Origin of the sequence: Pedosphaera parvula Ellin514 (assembly GCF_000172555.1) — a bacterium.
Taxonomy (GTDB): Bacteria; Verrucomicrobiota; Verrucomicrobiia; order Limisphaerales; family Pedosphaeraceae; genus Pedosphaera.
In genome coordinates this window covers 297,532-317,770 of the sequence record NZ_ABOX02000002.1, presented here as the reverse complement: position 1 = coordinate 317,770, position 20,239 = coordinate 297,532, and the positions used below count along the sequence as shown (strand labels likewise).

Below are 20,239 nucleotides of genomic sequence, written 5' to 3'. Positions count from 1 at the left end.
AATGAACTATTTTCTAATGTCGGTAGTATCTCGCGACCGCTTGCGAGGAGGATCGCACATGCAGCTTCTCATAAATCCGGCGGATGTAATTCCGCACGGTATGAATGCTTACTCCAAGCTTGTCCGCAATTTGTTTGTAAGCGCAACCTTCGGCCAGCCCCTCCAGCACCTCCCGTTCACGTGGCGACAGTTCAGCCGTGTCATCGGGCTTTGGCGGTCGCGTGGCCTGCAACGATTCAACCACCTTCCGTGCGATGGGCGCGGACATTGGGGAACCCCCTTCATTTACCTCCCGGATGGCATCCAGCAACTTGGAAGGCGGCATCCGTTTCAACAAATACCCGCTGGCTCCTGCCGCCAATGCGCTGAAAATCTTTTCGGTATCCTCAAAAACCGTGAGCATGACAATCTGTGTTGTCGGAATCTTCGGCTTTAGTTGCCGCACGCATTCAATTCCGCTCATCCCGCCCAGGTTGATGTCCATGAGGATGACGTCAGGCTTGTCTTTGGCCAGCTTTGGAAGAGCCTCTTCCGCGCTCGCATAGGAGCTGAGACAGCTAAAACCTTTGGTCCCACCCACATATCCTGCAATGTTTTCACGTATGTCCTGCTGATCATCCACAATTGAGACTGTAATCACTTTGCTCATAGCTTCTTTCTACTTGTTGCTCCTACAGGTATGCTTAACACCACTTTTGTTCCCTTTCCGGGTTTGCTCTGAATGCCACATTGGCCGCCCACGCTGGACAGCCTGCTTTTGAGATTAAGCAATCCGTTGCCATATATAATTTTTCCATTTTCTGTCCGATTTCCATTGGCCAAAGTCGTGGCCGAAATATCAAAACCCATTCCGTTATCTTCAATTTCAATGCTGAACTGGGAAGTTTCCATGGCCATCGTAATGGATATGCGGGAGGCCTTCGCATGCTTCAAGGCATTGTTTAACGTCTCTTCAAATGCCAGGAATAGATTGTGCCGCAGCTCGGCCGACACTGCATGGTGCGGCAGCTCGCGCGGAATATGCAGTTCGCATTCCACCGCCGTGTTCTGAAGATATTCAACAGCATATTGTCCCAGGTAGGCCGCCAGGTGCTCCAGGGTGTCATTGCGCGGATTGACCGCCCAGACCAATTCATCAAGTGAAAGCAGCAAATCGCGCGAGGTATGCGCGATCGATTCTATCTTCGCTGCCAGGGTGACATTCCCGTTTATTTCCCCTCTCGCTCTCTCGCTCAAAAACGAAATTTTGGTCAATTTGGAACCAATCTCATCGTGCATGTCCTGCGCGATTCGAACTCGTTCCTTTTCCATTGCCTGTTGCTCATGGGAAAGCGCGAGACGATGTCCAAACCTGCGGTAGGAAATCCACCGGACAGCCCCGGCAACCAATGCCACTGCTCCCAGCCCATACAGAGTTATAGCCTCCCAGGAAAGCCATGCGGGAGTGGGCACGACAAACGCAAAGTTAGCTCCCGTTTCATTCCAGACTCCTTCGGCATTACATGCCTGCACTTTCAGTTCATAATTTCCATAGGGCAACTTGCCGTAACGAACCCGCCGGTCTGAAGCTTCCACCCACTCGGAATCAAACCCTTCGAGTTTATGTTTGAATCGTATCTTCTCAGGATCGACAAAACTGATCGCGGTGTATTGCACCTCAAGTGATCGCAGATTGGTAGGCAATTTCGCAATGTCAGGGTCATTCTTAAGCAACCCGCCTTGCGGTTCTCTTGACCTGCCTTGGTGTGACCCGGCGGATAGCAGTTGGCCGTTAACCATGACATCCTCGATATAGACGGGCGGCGGCCGGGAAAGTGGCCCCAATCCCTTGGGATCACATACCACCACTCCATTGGCCGTCGCAAACCAAAGCTTGCCTTCAGTCGACTTCACTACTCGCGGCCATCCATTGCCGAGTGAACTGCTCGGTATCGATTCAGCCTCAAGCAGCAACTTGGTGCGCACATTTCCCCTGCCGGAAACCAGTAGTTCCACATCTGTCTTTGAAATGGCACAAATACCCTTCCCCGTCTCCAGCCAGAGGTTCCCTTTCTCATCATCCAAAATCCCGACTACCGAATTGTCAGGCAAGCCCTGCTCCATACCCCATCTCAAACAGGCGCCTCTGAACAAACAAGCGAGCCCGTTTCCTGCGCTCCCGATCCATAACCGCCCTCCAGCATCCTCATGCAGTGCACGAATAGGTTTGCCGAAGAGTTCACGCGCTTCGGCTGAAAATCTAATCGCTTTTTTGCTCCAGCTAAATATCTCTCCACCCTCTGTTCCCACCCAAAGTTCCCCGGATTTCGCTGGCAGGATGACGCTGATTGGTTTGCCGGATAGCCCCTCCTGCCGCCCAACGCTTAGCGCCAATCCATCCTTGAACCGATGCAGTTTTCCGGCGCGAGTCCCGGCCCATACTCCCCCGTCAGTTTGCGCCGCCATCGCCAAAACTGAGTCATCTGACAAACCATCAGCTGTGCTGTAATGCGTCACCAACCCCTCCTTGATTGCGGAAACTCCATTGCCCATTGTCGCAACCCATAGGGTGTTGTCAGGAGCCACACACATCGAGACAATCAGGTTTTGTGGTTCTCCTCCTCCTTCGATGTTTAGGCGTTCAAAATGGTCAGGTGTGCCGGAATAAATTCCACCATGTTCAAACGCACCCCATAAACGACCGTCCGGTCCGACCGCCAGACATGTGGCAGGACTCCGGGGAAAACCAAGGCTGTTTTCCTGCAATCGCACACTGCGCGGTTGCAGGCGCACCAATCCTTCGTCGTAGGTTCCAAGCCAAAGGTTCCCCTCGGGATCCTCACTCAAAGCTCGCACATCACTGGGCAGGCGTCCTTCACGCAGAATCGGCGGAAGAAATTTACCGCCCGTAAAGCAAAACAATCCTTCACCGCTGGTGCCTACCCACAAATGCCCGTTACGTCCTTCGCAAATGGTCCAAATGCGGAACGATGAATTATCACCCCGGCGGAAATAATTAAACCGCTTCCCCTCGTCCAGATTCACCAGGTAGGTGTCTCCAAATGCCCATTGGCTTCCTTTATCATCCTCGTAAACGCCAATGAATTCCGGGCTGCGGCTAAATCCTTCAGCCTCGAAGGGGAGCGGCAGCAGCTTGCCATTTTTATACTGGCACATGCCCCCCCTGGTGGTTATCCAAACGTTGCCTGAACGGGAAATGTTTATACTTGAAATAAAATCGTTGGGCAGCCCATCGGCACTCGTAATCCGCACCATTCGGGATCCTTCAAACCGGTTCAGCCCGGATGGCGTTCCAATCCAAAGGTTTTGATTCCGGTCTTCTGCGATGCTCGTCACGGTCGGATCGAGCAACTCGTGGCTGCGACTGAACTTCTTGATAACTCCTTCTGCGTAGCAGTATAAACCGTTTCCCTGTGTTCCCACCCAGAGCCGCCCGCTGGAATCTTCACAAAGGGCTGTGACACGGATTAGGTCGTTTGAGTTCATTCCGGATGGCTTTACCAAAACGAACCGCAAACCATCAAACCGGGCCAACCCATTCGGTGTGCCTACCCAAACGTAACCATCACGAGTCAACAGCACGGCAGTAACTGAATTTGCCGGCAAACCGTCCTCCCGGGTCCAGCTTTTCAAGCTGAGGTCCGGCGGCAAAAGCTGCGGCTCACTCGCCAGCGCCAATCCAGTCCAACCCGACAGCATAAAGCACAGGAGCCACCAAAAAATGTAACAAGGTCTATGCACGATTCTGACTTGGATTCTATAAGTCCGGCTTGAAAAATAAAGCCTTCGTTGCTGAATCCTCCTTGAAACGATGCAGGATGCTTGTGACGCTCTGGGATCGGTGTCATAAGATTAGTGCCAAAAAGCCGCCAAATCGGCCACCCAGACTGTAAAGAATTGTTAGCTCTTGCCAGTCGGAACCGCAAAAATCGGATCCCAACGTGAACCGTATCGCTTTGACGCGCAGTTACTTCAATGCTGACTGTTCCGCCCTTCTACTCCCACGACCGGGAAAACTGATATGCGCAACCTCGCGGCGCCCATCGGAATCAAAGTGACAGTTTCGCTCGCTTCTTCACTTTTTACGGGGCTATCCATTAATTTCCCAACCATGCCATGATCATCCACTTTCCAGCCCGGAATTTTCTTCGCCTGCACATGCAGTTCGATCGGCATGGTTCCTTGTGTGAATGGATTCGCAGTCGAATCAAAAGCCCGCTTTACAATCTTGAAGGATGAACCCGGATTCTTCCCGTCTAATTCCAACCCATAATTCCACGCGGTTCCCGGGAAGACCTCATACTCCGGCCACGTATCCGTCCCGCCATATCGATTCCACTTTTCGCCAATCTTTAATGAAAATGTCAACGGACCGTAATCGACGGATGCTGCATTGTGGTTCTTTTCCCAATGTCGCACCGCGACTTTCATCGGCAGCCTTAATGAAACCACATCGCCATCCTTCCACTTGCGATCAATGATGGCAAAGCTGCCCTTTTGTGTCTTCACCGAAGCAAGTTTGCCATTGATTTTAAAAGTTGGTTGTTCACACCAACCTGGGATGCGAAGATGCAGCGGAAACTTGATCGACTTCTGTGTTGAAATTTTCAATGTGATGGTGTCATCGAAAGGATAATCAGTCTCTTCCGCTATTTTGACGACCGAACCATTTCCTACCTTCGCGCTCACTTCGCTTGCTGCATACAGCGAGGCCGCCAATCCATGGTCGCTCGTTCCTAACCAAAGCTCCTCCGCATAATAGGGCCAACCATGAGAAACGTTATGCTGACAGCAGCGGTAGACCTGGAAAGGACTGAACGAAAACATCGTGCCCTCATTATTAATCTCAGGAGCATGATTTCCCTTGTCGAGTTGAACCTGGTTGGCGCAAGTCAGATAATGCAACCCCTTCCAGTCCGGAGTAATCGCGGCTGGCAATGAATTGAAGGCAATCTCCTCACAGCGGTCCGACCAGACCGGATTGCCTGAGATTTTCTCCAGCATTTCAAAGCTGTGCATGAATTCAACCATCCCACAGGTTTCAAAACCTTGGCGCGGATCAGTGTAGCCCGGTCGGCAATTTTCATCTCCTGCAAAACCTCCTCCAGGGAATTGCCCATAGGCATTCATGACCTGCTCGTAGTTATTCTCAACTGCCTGCAGAAAACTGGAATCTTTTGCTTGCAGGTAATAGACACCGGGCTCACGAAATCCCTGGGCAATGTTCACATTGTGCCAATCATGAACCCCGCTGGTCCAATCCTGCATGTGTTCATGAATTTTTTTGGCGAGATCCAGTAACCATGTATCCCCGGTACGGTTATATAACCAGTAGGCCGATTCAATGGTGTCGCCCCAGCGAATCTTGGGCCAGTAACCGTTCCCAAAGTATTCAGGCGGTTGCTGGTTCAACCATTTTAGGTATTTGGTCATGAAAGGAATGACTCGCTCATCTCCAGTGGCCTCGTAAAAGGTTTGCAATACATTTAGCATCACCATGTGCGGCCATAAATCGGGCTTGCCGTTCAACCCTGTCTTGTTGGCCCTCGGCCCGAAATAACCATCCGCTTCCTGGCTGGAGAGAACTCCATCAATCCACTTGCGCGCCTCAGTAATAATCTTCTCATTCTTGAGCACGTAGCCAAGGTCACCGTAACCTTTAAGCCAGTAGGGAACCTCCTCCCACGCACTGTGCCCCTTGCCGTCGGAACTCACCCAGGCATTCCCCTCGAACTTGCACCATCCCGAAATCTCCTCCAGATGCCCTGTCATACCCGCAGCCTCAAGTTCCAGTTGATGTCGCAACCACCCCTTTGGGTTGATTGCTCCAATTGGCAACTTAAAAAACGGAGTCGCAACCAGTGGAGACCTGTTGGTTACGCATCCCTTTGTGCCCGGAAAATCTGTGTTTCCTGGTTGCATGCCGCTGGCAGGGGCATCGTTAACAATTAGAGGTAAACACAAACCGGCAACCCAGGCTGCTTGGAGCCATCGGCACATACATAACATTTTGTTCATGGAGTTGTGTCTTTAATAGCAGTAATTCCAGGTCCTTGCTTGTGGCCTTTTCATGTGACATTCACAATTCGAGTTTGTCTTATATATTCCCATAACACCACCAGAACTGGATTGTGCGAATGTCGTCGAAACCATCTGAGATATGAAGACTAAAAGCTGCCAAATCGGCATTAAGAGGCCATTAGATCGCGCAGGTCGTCGAATCGGAAGAACCCAAAGATGCCGCGGTCGCTCAGCATTTACCCTGATTGAACTCCTGGTGGTCATTGCCATTATTGCCATCCTTGCAGGACTGTTGCTTCCTGCCTTGGCCAGAGCTAAAGCGAAGGCAAAACAAACTGCCTGCATCAACAATTTGCGCCAAATCGGTATTGGCCTGGCACTATATATAAATGACAACAAAGCCTATCCAGGATGCGTTTCCACGACGCCTAGCTTTTATTATGTGTGGCCGGAACGGCTCCTGACTGAGATGGGGAATAACCGTGCAGTGTTTCAATGCCCGGCAGCAAGTCCCGACAGCGCCTGGGATACCAATGTCAACAAGACCCTGGGCCTTGGCACAAATCCTTGGGCGGTTACATCCAATTCTCGTTTCTCCTTGGCTTACAATGATTGGGGTCTTGATTTGGGCCATAGCCCGCAACTGGGTCTGGGAGGAGATGTCGACGGCACCCAATATAAAGGTATCGTGACGGACACCATGGTCGTGGCTCCAACCGAAATGATCATGCTCGGCGACAGCCAAGGGCAGAAAACCACGCATACCTGGGAGGGAAATATGGATCCGACTCAACCGGACCAATGGCCCTCCAATCGGCATAGCCGACGCACCGACATGCTGTTTTGCGATTCGCATGCCGACCGACCTTTGCGGAAGGATGTTATTAATCCCTACAATGATCTTTGGCGCCGTCGCTGGAACAATGATAACCAGCCTCATTACGACATCTCAACGCCATATTGGACAGTTAATCCAACTCAAGAAGCAATATTGGACCAATAGCTCGTCTCAATTATCCCTAACATTTAAGTTGTAAATCTCATAATCCATTCAGGGCTCTTGGAGTTTCCCCACGCTTAGCAAGGATGGATAAACCCACTTTTCACAAGCCACAAACCCTATTTTCATGACGAAATCCAAATCATTTCCGGCAACCAACAACTGCGCCTCTATTCTGGCTGCTGTCGCTCTGTGTCTCTCCTCACTGTCAGTTCAAACATCTCATGCCGCCCCAGCTTTTCGCCCTCCGGCAGTCCCGTTGGTCACGAGTGATCCTTATTTCAGCATCTGGTCTGAGGCCGATCATCTGACCGATGATGCCACTCGTCATTGGACCCACCATGAGCACTCGCTCAGCAGCCTCATTCGAGTGGATGGAAAGGCTTTTCGCTTGATGGGGAACAACCCGAAAGACATTCCCGCCTTCCCTCAAGTCAGCGTGCAAGTAACCCCAACGCGCAGCATTTATGAATTTGAAGACACCGGCGTGCATGTCCAACTCACTTTCATGACCCCTGCTCTGCCCGATGATCTGGAGGTATTGGCCCGCCCCGTAACTTATCTCACCTGGAGCGTGCACTCAGTCGATGGCTCCAAACATAAGGTTCAAATATATGACAGCACCAGTTCGCAATTGGTCGTCAATCAAGAACAGGAACAGGTAACCTGGGCTCGCGAACAAGCCGGCGATCTTACATTGTTAAAAGTTGGCACCGAGGAACAACCTGTTCTCCGCTCCTCCGGTGACGATCATCGGATTAACTGGGGTTACGCTTATGTAGCAGCCCCCGCGGCGCAGTCCAAAAGCTCCATGGGCTCCGGCGAAACCATGGCCCGCTCGTTTGCACGCAATGGAGATTTGCCCGATGAAGATATAAAGAAGATGCCGCGCGCCGTCCACGATCAGCAACCAGCTCTGGCTTTTGTTTTCAATCTCGGTGAAGTAGCGGCCAAACCCATCATGCGCCAGGTGATGATCGCCTATGATGAAGTTTATTCCATCAAGTATTTTGGTCAAAAGTTGCAACCCTATTGGCGCCGTAATGGTGCCACTCCTGCAAGTCTCTTTCAGGTGGCCGCAAAGGATTATCCCAAGCTGTCGAAGCGTTGCGCAGAATTTGACGAACAACTCACTGCTGACCTGACCAAAGTGGGAGGTAGCCGCTACGCTCAGATTTGTGCCCTCGCTTATCGTCAATGCCTCGCCGCTTGTGGTCTGGCTGCCGATGCCAACAAGCAGCCGCTCTTCTTCACCAAGGAAAACACCAGCAACGGCGACATTGCCACGGTGGATGTCTTTTATCCCATGGACCCTGTGCTGATTCTGCTGAGCCCCACATTGGCCAAGGCCTCCGTCGTTCCCATTCTTAGCTACGCAGCCTCATGGCACTGGAAGTTTCCAAATGCTCCGCATGACCTTGGCACCTATCCAAACGCCCGCGGCACCGATGACGGAGGCGAAGGCATGCCGGTTGAGGAAAGCGGCAATATGCTCCTGCTCTGCGATGCCATTGCTCAATCGGAAGGCAACGCGGACTTTGTCACTCCCTGGTGGCCACAACTTACCCAATGGGCACAATATCTGGAACAATACGGTCTGGATCCGGAAAATCAGCTTTGCACGGATGATTTCATGGGGCACCTGGCTCACAATGCCAACCTCTCGGTCAAAGCGATTCTGGGCCTTGCCGCTTACGGTGACCTCTGCCGGATGCGCGGTGACCTGGTCAACGCAGAAAAGTACGCCAAGCTCGCCAAAACGGATGCAGCCCATTGGATGCAGGCCGCCGCCGAAGGCGATCATTACCGCCTGGCCTTTGACAAGCCCAATACCTGGAGTCAAAAATATAATCTCGCCTGGGACCGAATCCTTGGTCTGAATGTCTTCCCACGGGAAGTGGCGCAGAAGGAAGTCTCTTATTACAAGAAGGTGATGCAACGGTACGGCGTGCCGCTTGATTCCCGCACCCACCTCACCAAGACGGATTGGTCAGTTTGGAGCGCCACTCTCGCTGATAACCAGGAAGACTTTGAAACTATCATCTCTCCGATCTATGATTACTTAAATCAGACGAGTGCAAGAAGCCCCCTCGCCGATTCCTACATCACCGATGATATCAAGAGTGACGGCATGCATGCCCGTCCAGTTGTGGGTGGCCTTTTCATCAAGATGCTTTCGGATAAAGGCATGTGGAAAAAATGGGCCAGCCGTGATCACTTGAAAGTGGGCAACTGGGCCGCACTGCCGGAACCGCCTCAAATCAAGGAAGTCGTTTCGACATCTGAGAAAAACCCTGTCCTATGGCGCTATACCACTCAAAAGCCTCCCACGGGTTGGACTGAGCCCGATTTTAATACGACGAATTGGAAGGAAGGCGCCGCCGGGTTTGGAACCAATCCACCAGGAGCTGTAATCCGCACCCAGTGGAACAGTGATGACATCTGGATCCGTCGCGAGTTCACCATGCCAACGGAAAGCAGCGGGAATCTCCAATTCCTCGTGTATCACGACGAGGACGTGGAGATTTATGTGAATGGGGTCTTGGCTGCCAGGGAACAGGGGTTCAACACTGGTTACGAACCTTTCGAAATCATCCCGCAAGCCCTGTCACTGCTCAAACCGGGCGCGAAAATCACCCTCGCGGCCCATTGTCATCAAACCACCGGTGGCCAAAACATTGATATTGGGATCGTCAGCGTAATGGAAGCAGACAAGCGGCTCTCCAAAGCGCAATAATTTCGGCAGCGGATAAAGAGATGGCTGCTTCCTGAATGGAAGCAGCCATCTCAACAATCACAGAGAGCCCTGCTTAAATTACCAGAAAACGGAAAACTGTATTCTGCCGGTAAATTTCCCCCGGTTTCAATATGCTCTGTGGAAAGTTTGGATGGTGTACAAAGTCTGGAAATTGCTGCGTCTCCAGGCAAAGGCCCGTGTAGCGTTGATAAAAGTCCCCCCGTTTCCCCTTCACCAAGCCATCCAGAAAATTACCGCTGTAAAATTGAATTCCCGGCTGATCAGTCCAGACTTCCAGAGCACGACGGCTTTTTGGCTCAACCAACCGCGCCGCCAAATTCACCTTGGTTCCACCATTCAACACAAAATTGTGATCGTAGCCTGGCGGCGAGCCGCCCATTCTTTGCAAATCGGCACCGATACTTTTTGCTGTAGTGAACTCCATCGGCGTCCCCTTCACCGGTTTTATTTCTCCAGTGGGAATTAACGTCCCATCCACGGGCGTAAATCTATCTGCTTCCAATGTAAGCAAGTGATCCAGAATTGTCCCGCCACCCGCGAGATTCCAATAGCTGTGATTGGTGAGGTTGATCGGGGTAGGCTGATCCGACGTCGCTTCATAATCCAGCAGCAGTTCGTTCTGGTCATTCAGCGTGTAAGTGACCACAGCTTTCAATGCACCAGGATAACCTTCCTCGCCATCAGGACTGGTGTACGTCAATCGCAGCACTGCCCCCTTGTCAGTATTGGACGCTTCAGCCTGCCAAACAACTTTATGAAACCCTTTCGGCCCACCATGCAAATGGTTCGGCCCGTTATTTTTTGCAAGGGTATAACTCCTGCCATTCAGTTCGAACTTGCCTTCTGCGATTCGATTCGCCACGCGCCCAATGAGTGCCCCGAAGTAGGAAGTATCCTTTACATAGCCGTCCAGATCATCATACCCCAACACCACGTCGGCAAATTTTCCTTCATGGTCTGGCAGGTGCATTTCGGTAATCGCTCCCCCGAAAGTAATGATCTTGCAGATGATGCCATTTGCATTCTGCAGGGTGTAAAGCTCGACTTCTGTCCCGTTCGAAAGCTTACCGTACCGCGATTTCTCAATCCCTTTATGCATAAACATTCCCACTGATGCCATTTAGCCGCACCATCAAAAGACTGTAGCACAGATTTGAGGGCCAGCACAAAACTCACATCTACTGTTTTACCTTTTTGCTGAGCTTACTTCGTTTTTCAAAGTCACACTCTTGATGTAGGCGACTTCCTTAGCGTCGTAAGGAGTGCCATCCTGCTGAAAAATATCATGAAACCACACTTTGGGTGCCGCAGTGTAGTTCTTGGTCCAGGTGTCCCACGGATAAATCGTTTGTGTCTTGCCATTCACAAAACCCCAATTGATGGCTCCAACTTTTTCCTCCTTCAGATAACCAAGTATCGGATCAAACCTGCTGCCCTGCGGGCGAGCCATATATTCAGTGCACACAACCGGCCGGTGATATCGCTTAAGATTCTGCACACATTTTTTCATATCCTCCAGATTCCCATAGTTGTGGAAAGAAATGACGTCCGACTGTTCGAGACAAAACTTTTCCATTGGCAGGAGCTTGTCAGCCAGTTCCCAGTTGCCCATCCAAACACCTGCGGTGAGTGGTTGGGATGGGTTGATTTCGCGCGCCCAGGCGAAAGCTTTTTTGAGCAACATCAATGACAACTGCGCTTTGTTTGCCGGTTCAGCGGCTTCATACGCCGGACGATTCATGTTATCAGGTTCGTTGAACATATCCCACGCCAGGATGCGTTGGTCATCCTTGAAATGGCTGATCACTCCCTGGATGTAACCTTTCAATTCGTCGTGGCGAGCCGGGTTCTTTAAAATCTCGACGCCGGGACTTTGCACCCAGCCGGAATTGTGAACATGCGGCTTCGGATCGCGCTGCTTGCCCGCCTTTGGATAAGGATCCCATACCGCATCCAATGGCACCATGATCACTTTGATGTGATGCTTGTCAGCGATCGTGAGAAACTGATCGATTCGCTTCAAGAAACCTTGCTTGTCCTCCTCCCAGGGAATGTTGTGCAGAAAAATCCGCACGGCATTGAATCCAATGTCTTGAGCCCAGCCCAGCTCCCGGTCGATGGTCGCAGAATCAAACGTTTCTGCCTGCCACATCTCGAGTTGATTGATGGCTGTGCTCGGCGTAAAGTTGCAACCCGCAGCCCACCCTTTTTGCCCATACCAGTCCTGGGCCTTCTGGGCAGTCCATTGCTCTCCGGCTGAGACCTGTATTGCTACTCCCAGAAGCATGGCCAAAACCAGGCTTCCACGATAAACGATCTGCTTTTTCATAAGTTGTTCGTTGTGTTATGAAGAATGAACCACGTGAATGTGAGTCGCATGGGATGGTTCCACCGAGTTTGTGCCTAATGAATCTTTCCCCACGACCTTGTCCATTCATTTATTATTCTTGGTCAACATGGGCCAGTCATCAGTGCGGAAAGGAACGGCTGGTAATCCCGCCTTGTTATAAAGATTGCAAACCGGGTTGGCATCCCAGGCGTAACGCACGGCCACCGGTTTTTTCACTTTGGGAGAGGATACGAATATATTCTTTCCGTCGATAACAGCATCTGCCCAGACAAACTTTTTATCGTCCCCTGCGATCGCAAAGCCTGTGAGTTTGTCCCCCTTCGCCACCAGGCCGCCAGCCAAGTGGTCAAAGCTCAAACAAACCCCCTGCTTCGTGATTTTCATCGATTTATACCACGGACCAGACGATTCGATCTTTTTTCCGTAGGTATCGGCCAGGGCACAAAGGGCCAACCGGCGTCCGACATCCAACTTATCCTTGGGATGAATATCCGCTGCGTCGCCAATATCGATTGCGACAGCAAGGCCCGCATGCGGCACGTTCTTCGCCGTCAAAGCTTGTGCCTCCCGCAACTCCGCCCATTCGTTGTTGCGCGGTTCAGCTGCTGTTCGTGTGAACGCGGCCAATTGCACGATGTAAAATGGAAATTCTCCCACCTCAAAGCGATTGCGCCAGTCCTGGATCATGGCCGGCAACAATTTTCGATACTGTTCAGCCCGTCCTGCATTGGACTCACCTTGATACCAAATGGCGCCCTTTATCCCGAAAGGCAACAAAGGAGAAATCATACCGTTGTAGAGCACGGTACTGACATTCGGATTGTTGCGGTTCCATATCTGGGGGACAGCTGGAAGTTTCGCGAGCGGCGCGGAGTCGTGCATCTGCCATTGACCCGCCAATGAAATCGGTGTTGCGCCTGCATCCTTGCGCGGAGCCACGTGCATTTGCGCCGGTTTACCGGTAAGACCACCCGGGCCGCCGGTATCCAGCACCCGGATGGTGATTACGTTTTCGCCAGCTTTGAGGATGGTTGAAGGCACCTGGTAAACACAATCCACTGTATATTGATTGTTCTGACCGACCTTGACACCATTTACCCAGGTGGTGTTCATGTCATCGATCGTTCCCAGACTTAAGGTGAGGTCTTTGCCTGTCCAATCATCAGGCAGATTAAAGGTGTGCCGAAACCAAACGATGCCATCATAATTCGGCAACCCGGCCTGCTCCCATGCCTGCGGCATGCTGGCGCTCTTCCAATTTGAATAGTCTGCATCACCTTTCTCCCAATGTTGCGCGGTTCCTGGATCGTTATGCGCGTACCACTTCTCCAGTTCCTTCGAAGGATCCTCATCTTTGTTCAAAGTATTGACCTTGTTAACCTGCTCCAGTTGAGCGTTGAAATCACCCAACGGCTTAAGACCTTCCTGACTGGTCCAAGCCTCGGCCACAGTGCCACCCCATGAGGTATGAATCAGACCAATTGGAATCTTAAGTTCCTGCTGAAGTTCCCGGCCAAAAAAGAATCCCGCCGCGGAAAAACCGGCCCACTGTCCCTTCATCACATTCGCCGGATTACAAGGAAGCCATTGGCACTCCAAAGTCTGTGCCGGTTTGGTGGTAATTAACCGCGGCACTGTCAGCAGGCGAATTTGTGGAAAATTTGCCTGTGCAATATCGTTGGTGACATTGCAAGCCCCGATCCCCATTTCCATGTTCGACTGGCCGGAACAAATCCAAACATCCCCAATTAACACCTCATTAATAGTAACCGTCTCGAGACCGCTCACGGTAAGGGTATAAGGTCCTCCTGCCTTGAATGGACCAATCTTCGCCTCCCATCGCCCATCGGCATCAGCCACTGCAATGGCACTTTTTTTGCCCATGGAAACCTTTACTTTCTCACCGGGTTGAGTCCAACCCCAAACTGGAATGCGGATGCCGCGTTGCAACACCGCGTGATCGGCAAATAAAGGGTGAACGAAGGGGTGATTCGCGTCTCCCGCTGCGTGCAGCGCCTCAGGCGCAGTAAACGCGACGAGAACAAGGATGAAGCAGATTATTTTTCGGGGGAACATAGATGATTGTGAATCTCACGATCAGGTTTCAATGTCAAGGCCATCTGTATCGACGACGTGGCCAGCGTTGAGCGAAATAACAGGTCGAATTCAATGAGTCGCTTTCTTTAACCTGGAAAGATACTCCACCAAATCCACCAACTCCTGCGTGGACATGGTTTGCTGCAGTCCTGCCGGCATAATGGAAGTCTTCATCTGTTGCCGTTTGGCAATTTCGCTTTTCTTGATGCGCGTTGGAATGGCTTTAGTGTCCTTGATGGTAATTTCCTCAGCGGTCTCGCTCACAATAATGCCAAAAGCTTCATCTCCATTTTTCAACTCGAGCTGCCACGCCTCATAACCAAATGCAATCCCGGCGCTGGGATCCAAAATCGCTTCAAACAACGCATCCTTGCCCAGTTTGTCACCAATTTCAGTCAAGGCTGGACCGAGGTCCACGCCCTTGTCTTTCACACGATGACAATTAATGCAACCAACCTCCTGCCGCGCGAAGGCCTCTGCACCATGGGCGGAATCACCCGTTCTCTTGAGCAATTCGGCTACTGGCGGCAACGATTCAGTATTCCTGCCTTGCGGAAGTGGCAACACCTGCGCCGCCTTGGCTTTAAGTTCCGGCCAGCGCACCTGATTCAGCTCAGAGGTCGCCACGAACTTAACATCATTCGGCAGTTTATCCTCCTGTGCCAATTGCAGCAGTCCGGTAGCGCCCTCCTGAACTAGAGCCAGGGATTTCACCGCTTGCCGCCGAACGCTGACATCACGTTGGTTGTTCCCCACCATGGGCAAAAGCACTGGCACAATGTCTTTTTCACGAGTATTTCCCATGGCCTCAATAGCTTTGGGAACCGCCGCGTTCGTGCTTTGCAGAAATGCATTTAGTTGAGTGAGCTCATGGCTGGACAACACCAACCGCATCGCTTCCACTCCGGACTCCTCGGCGGGATACTTCACCGCCACTTCAAGCAGGCCCACATTCTGGTCTTGCAACTGAAAATCACGCACAATCGTGACGAAGTTTGTGGTGCCACGCGTGGAATCCAAAACCTTCATCACCGCCGCCTTCAGGGAAGGCTTGGTTTCAAGATCCATTCCTTTTAACCGGCTCAAGGCTTCAATGGCAATCGCGGTGCGGTCAGATTCCGAAGCTCCGCTATCCGCCACGCACCTCACACTGCCGCTCAGTAACCCGAAGCAGAGTCCAAAGCTCAAAACAAGGGAACGCATCATTCAGCAATATGTTTGGTTATGATTTCTTGGTGAATGATTGCAGATAGGCCAGAAGCGACGCCAGGTCCTCGGGTGTCAACTGATCAAAAAGGCCTTCCGGCATGATCGAAATGGTCCGGGTCCCCCGTTTGGTAATGTCCTTCTTCGCAATCACGGTGGCACCAACTATATTGCGAATCTCAAGTTCATCTCCAGATTCACGAACAATAAAGCCATCGTATTCCGCCTCATCCTTCGTTTGCACGGTTGTCGTGACAAAACCCTGCGCGATTTGCGCGTTGGGCCGAAGAATGGATTCGATGATTTCGGTTTTGCTGTAGCGAGTGGCGATGTCTCCCAGGAATGGTCCTTTTAAGGGTTCACTTTTTGAAGTGGTATGACATTTAACACAACCTACAGTCTGGAAAAGATGGGCGCCAACCTTGGCTTCTCCTTTGGCTTTAACAACTCTCTGCACAACTTCTTCATAAGACAATTTAGCGATGGTATCCTTAGTGTCAGAATTCTGCCTGACAACCGGGTTCGCACTTAGTTTTTCACAAGCGTATCTGGCCGCAGCCGCAACTTCCTGGTTGGCATCATTGACACGTGCCTTGGCTTGCTCGGTATAAATTATGGAACCACTATCGCCAACGGCCCGCAAAAGCCTGGCCAAATTTGCTGAGTTCCAAGCCTCATCGATCGCTCGTTGTGCCGAAGTTTTTGCCTGCTTCGGTGCCTTGGTGTTTCCCGCAATTTGAAGCAGGACCGCGTAAGCCAGTTCAACCTGACCTTCATTTTGTGTGGCCGCCAGTGTTTCAAAGTATCCGACGTTCTTTGCATGACGCCCGTCACGAATAAAAGCCTCGCGCAAACCCTTGGAAAACTCTTTATTCTCCTCCCCTCCAGCAACGCTGAGTACACGCACCGTCGCATCCATAATTTCCGATTTGTCCGAAGCCCGTTCCAATCCTTTGAACGCATCAAGGCGCACGCTGGACTCCTCCTTGGAATTCGAAGCGACTGTTTCCAAGAATGAAATCGTTTCCCGGCTATAGGAGCTGCTTTGGGTCAAAAACTGAACGACGGCGGAACGAAGCTTTGGCTCTTGAGTTGCAGCTTTGATTACAATCGGCGCAAGGTCTGGAAAATCAATCTTGTGAGCTTTAAACTGCGCGAGCAGGAATTGCAATGTTGGTTCATCGGCTTGCGCGACCACATTCCGCAGCGCCTTGCCGATTTTATCACTCTGTTCCCAGGTGCTCCATTTGAAGTAAGGACCGCTGGTGTCTGGGCGTGTCCCCCACCACGATCCATCCCAATCCGATTCACGATAATAGAGCCGGCATAATGCAGTCAGGACAGCTTGATGCACCGTGCCTTCGGTTTGGGCGAGTCGTTGGATCAATCCATCCACAGTCTTCTCGTCATGCATGTTTCGCAAGGCCCGCATCGCGCCAGGAATCAAAAGGGCATTCGTTTGATCAAGAGCTTTGAGACAGGTGTCTGTTGCCTTGAGCGCGGCGAGTGCGCGATATGCCACATGCGCAATGGCAGGATCTGAAGCCATGGTCAAAGGCAGGATTGCATCCGCGGCCTCGGTTCTTCCAAGTTGGTTGAGCGCAATAATTGCCTGCAGGCGCACGCGGGGGTTTTGGTCATTCAGTGACGCTGTGAAAGTCTTCGTCGGAATCTTGGCGGCTTCTTTCTTTCGATCTGCCATCGCGCGCAACGCATATTCACGGACCTGTTGATCCTTCGATATTTTTACCAATGCTGCTTGCGCATCGACCCCCAGCAGTTGCTTAAGGGTATAGATCGCTGCCACACGCACAGCCAGACTTTCCTTTGACTCAGCCAGTTTTTCCAGTTCCTGTGAAACCACCTTGCTCCTGCCTCGACGAAGAATCTCTTGTTGAATATGGAATCTCCAAGCCGCACTGGGCGAAGCTAAATACTGGACGAGTTGGATCTCATTTGCCTTTTTCAAATCTGGAAATGGAGTCGGCTTGTAATCGTTCCGATTGACCCGCAAGATGAAGCCAACATCCGGCCCGTTGTAGGTAAATGTTGCGCCCTTCCAACTGGCTACATACAAGTTGCCCTCTCCGTCGGCATCAATTCCAGTCGGCCTCGGCAATTCAACAAAATTCTCTCGCTCAGCCTTATAGGTAGCTCCGCTCTCTTGCAGCGGATGATGGGTCACGCTGTTCCACCCCCACTGACAGGCGAGCAAACCAGACATCAAGCCTGGTTCATCCACAAATAAAGCGCCCGTCGGCGACCCGCCGCCATAATCCACCATGGTTGGCATGATCTCATCTGAAAAATTCCTAAAAAGTCTGGGATATCCATAGTTCGCTGTCTGAACCATGTGACTCAACCGCACGTTCCAATCGTCACCGTCATTGGTATTGTCGCACGTAAAAATATTCATCAATGGATCAATCGCGACATCATATATGTTGCGTGTTCCCTCGGATACCAACTCAAGCTCGGAGCCATCCGGGCGCACCCGCACAATGCCTCCGCCATGAACTTGCAACTCTGTTCCATCCTTGCCCACTGCTTTGAGGGCCCCGTAATCGCCCAGCGCAACGTAAAGCCATCCATCGATTCCCATCCTTACCCCGTTGCAGGTATGATCCGCGCCACGAAATTTAAGGCTGTTTCCCAATCCGCTCACCAGCACTTCCGAGCGGTCCGCCACACCATCCCCGTTATCATCATAAAACGCCTCTAACACGGGCGGATGCATCACGTATAATGTATTGTGGTTAAAAACAATTCCGCGCGGACTGTCCATCTTCGCGAATATGTTAAACTTGTCCGCTATCCCGTCTCCATCTGTATCCAGGCAACGAACCACCCAACCCCGATTCGGCTGAACATCCAGCGACCCGTTCTGATCGACTCCGACAAAGACCTCACCTGAAGGAGTTGCGGCAATGCAGGTTGGATAGCTGATATCCGGCGGCCCCGCAAAAATAGTCTTGTTGAAGCCAGCTGGCACTTTGACTCCAGCCAGGCGTGAATCGTTCTGATTCGCGGCCTTTTCCACCATCTTCTTTCCGAAAACTTCGAACTCCCAAAAGCTGGCCCAGGCACCTTCTGGTGCCTTTGTGACTGTGATTCGGACGTATCGCACATTACTGGCTTCAAACTTGTGTGTATCGTTTTCAGGCCGTCCTTCGTTGCCATTTACTTCCACAAAAGTCTGCCAGGTCTTTTCATCAGCCGAACCTTCTACTTTGTATTGATAGGCCACCCCCCCTCTTTCCCACGCAATTTTGCACCCGGTAATCTCTTCCGCCTTTTGCAAATCCACCTGCCACCAATAGCCATTTCCATTGTCGGGCGCACACCACCGCGTATCCGTTTCCCCATCCACGGCATGAACGGGATCATGACCGCCTTGTGAGGCTGAAGCTGTTGCCGGTTTATTCAGCGCCAAATTCTCGGGAACAATTACCTTCTTTCCAGGCTTCACCGGCGCAAGCACACGTTTAGCCGGCTTCATATAATCAGCATTCAATTTATTCACCGACCACAACAGACCGCGCGTAACCAGATCCAGATACCGGGAATCACCAACCGTTTCGTTGTTATGGCCAAGCGTGGTGCTGAATACCCGGGTTCCATGATAATCATTCACCCACGCGACCATGTTCTTGTCATTTCCCTGCTGGCCATAAATCAGCGGCTTCGCTGTTTTCCAAATTTGAACATTGTTATAAAGCTCCTCATGAATGGTCGTCCAATTTTGCATCCCCTTGGTTATCGAGTGCTCAGGATCAACAAAGGTAAGTGCAATCGGCAACTGCGCTCCATGCCCCCGGCTGTCCAGGCCGGTAAATTCAAACCAGTCCTTGAAGTCATCGAAACTCACCCGGTAACAATGCATCGCACAATGCAGGTTTACTGCAGGCAAACCCTCCCGGTGTGGCTCGAGAATCCCTTCCACAAAATCCTTGTCTTTTACATCCGAGAAGCATTCGTCATGCACCACCACATCGTATCCCTTCGCCCAATCCGGGTCCTCGTAAATACTCATCCTGTGCGAAGTGGATCCATCACCCTCATGCACAATTGTCCACTCAACATTGGCCCGGGCAGAAATCCCTTCCGTTAAAATCCTCTTCTGCTGGGGATAGTCGTGGCAACATCCTCCAATTACCAACACGCACGAATCGGCTTCACTTCCTCAGCGCTCAAAGGGGAAGCGGGACTCAGCCGGGAGGCATGAGCAGGACGGGCAACCAGGCACCAAGACGAAACGATTTTAATCGCATATGAAAAAGTTCTGACGAACCAGATACATTATTATTTAAGAAAGCATAACTTAATTTAAAACTGAGCCGATCCCACGGTCGGCTCTGTTCGATCACCGGAATTCAAAATCGTTTTACCATCTCTCTGCACAGTGGGGTAGATTAAAAGTACTTCACCTACGTTTTTTTAATTACCCGATTCGGCGGAGCCATCGATTACAGTCCCGCCTGGACCCAAAAAAACCCACCCCCGCTATGCAGGGATGGGTTGTTATGAGTTCTCGGAGTGAGCTTAAATATTAATTCGGGGCCTTTTGAATTCCTCGTTGGTGATTGGGTACTCCGTGGGTAAAACAATGTCGTATTTGTCCTCTTCAAACTTCAGGCGGATTTGCAGTCCAGGCATTTTGCACCGGACACAGTAACTCCGCGCATTCAGGGATGACTTAAAATCATAAGCCTCCCGGGTGCTCGCCGTCCATTGCCCCGGACTCTTAAAATAAAATCCCGTTTCGATCTGCTGCAATAGCGCCTTCATATGCATAGTTTTTAAAGGC

Annotated in this window: 11 protein-coding genes; 2 read left to right on the top strand and 9 right to left on the bottom strand. The window is 51.4% G+C overall.

Features of this window, described 5'->3' with window-relative positions; genetic code table 11:
• Positions 1-13 precede the first annotated feature (13 nt).
• The 3 genes from CFLAV_RS02365 to CFLAV_RS02355 all read right to left on the bottom strand — a co-directional run bounded on the left by CFLAV_RS02365 (position 14) and on the right by CFLAV_RS02355 (position 5,772).
• Positions 14-649 (bottom strand): response regulator, encoded by a 636-nt coding sequence (locus tag CFLAV_RS02365; protein ID WP_007413000.1) that lies wholly within the window; start codon positions 647-649, stop codon positions 14-16.
• Entirely contained in the window at positions 646-3,699 is a 3,054-nt protein-coding gene (locus CFLAV_RS02360) for a sensor histidine kinase (RefSeq protein ID WP_007412999.1), read from the bottom strand. The genes CFLAV_RS02365 and CFLAV_RS02360 overlap by 4 nt, the downstream gene beginning before the upstream one ends.
• A gap of 273 nt (positions 3,700-3,972) precedes the next feature.
• Positions 3,973-5,772 carry a beta-L-arabinofuranosidase domain-containing protein gene (locus CFLAV_RS02355; protein ID WP_160164459.1) on the bottom strand — a complete coding sequence of 600 codons (1,800 nt, stop codon included), beginning with the start codon at positions 5,770-5,772 and terminating at the stop codon, positions 3,973-3,975.
• Between the two features lie 388 nt (positions 5,773-6,160).
• On the opposite strand from CFLAV_RS02355, the gene CFLAV_RS36330 reads away from it, so the two are divergent.
• Together CFLAV_RS36330 and CFLAV_RS02345 are read left to right on the top strand one after the other, a co-directional pair.
• A complete protein-coding gene (locus CFLAV_RS36330) occupies positions 6,161-7,024 on the top strand; it encodes a type II secretion system protein (RefSeq protein WP_007412996.1) in 864 nt (287 codons plus the stop codon).
• A gap of 124 nt (positions 7,025-7,148) precedes the next feature.
• Positions 7,149-9,758, top strand: a complete 2,610-nt coding sequence (locus CFLAV_RS02345) for a glutaminase family protein (protein WP_007412995.1) — start codon at positions 7,149-7,151, stop codon at positions 9,756-9,758.
• A 73-nt stretch (positions 9,759-9,831) separates the two neighbouring features.
• Here CFLAV_RS02345 and CFLAV_RS02340 read toward each other — a convergent pair whose 3' ends face one another.
• The 6 genes from CFLAV_RS02340 to CFLAV_RS02315 all read right to left on the bottom strand — a co-directional run bounded on the left by CFLAV_RS02340 (position 9,832) and on the right by CFLAV_RS02315 (position 20,220).
• The gene (locus CFLAV_RS02340) at positions 9,832-10,878 is read right to left on the bottom strand and encodes an aldose epimerase family protein (protein WP_202796822.1); all 1,047 of its coding nucleotides are present in this window, start codon (positions 10,876-10,878) and stop codon (positions 9,832-9,834) included.
• An 87-nt stretch (positions 10,879-10,965) separates the two neighbouring features.
• Positions 10,966-12,108 (bottom strand): glycoside hydrolase 5 family protein, encoded by a 1,143-nt coding sequence (locus CFLAV_RS02335; protein WP_007412993.1) that lies wholly within the window; start codon positions 12,106-12,108, stop codon positions 10,966-10,968.
• Positions 12,109-12,213: 105 nt separating this feature from the next.
• Complete coding sequence (locus tag CFLAV_RS02330) at positions 12,214-14,205, bottom strand: sialate O-acetylesterase (protein WP_007412992.1); 1,992 nt, start codon at positions 14,203-14,205, stop codon at positions 12,214-12,216.
• A 90-nt stretch (positions 14,206-14,295) separates the two neighbouring features.
• Entirely contained in the window at positions 14,296-15,432 is a 1,137-nt protein-coding gene (locus tag CFLAV_RS02325; protein ID WP_007412991.1) for a c-type cytochrome, read from the bottom strand.
• A gap of 16 nt (positions 15,433-15,448) precedes the next feature.
• Positions 15,449-19,465 carry a DUF7133 domain-containing protein gene (locus CFLAV_RS02320; RefSeq protein ID WP_007412990.1) on the bottom strand — a complete coding sequence of 1,339 codons (4,017 nt, stop codon included), beginning with the start codon at positions 19,463-19,465 and terminating at the stop codon, positions 15,449-15,451.
• A 509-nt stretch (positions 19,466-19,974) separates the two neighbouring features.
• Complete coding sequence (locus tag CFLAV_RS02315; protein ID WP_040546511.1) at positions 19,975-20,220, bottom strand: hypothetical protein; 246 nt, start codon at positions 20,218-20,220, stop codon at positions 19,975-19,977.
• Positions 20,221-20,239 lie beyond the last annotated feature (19 nt).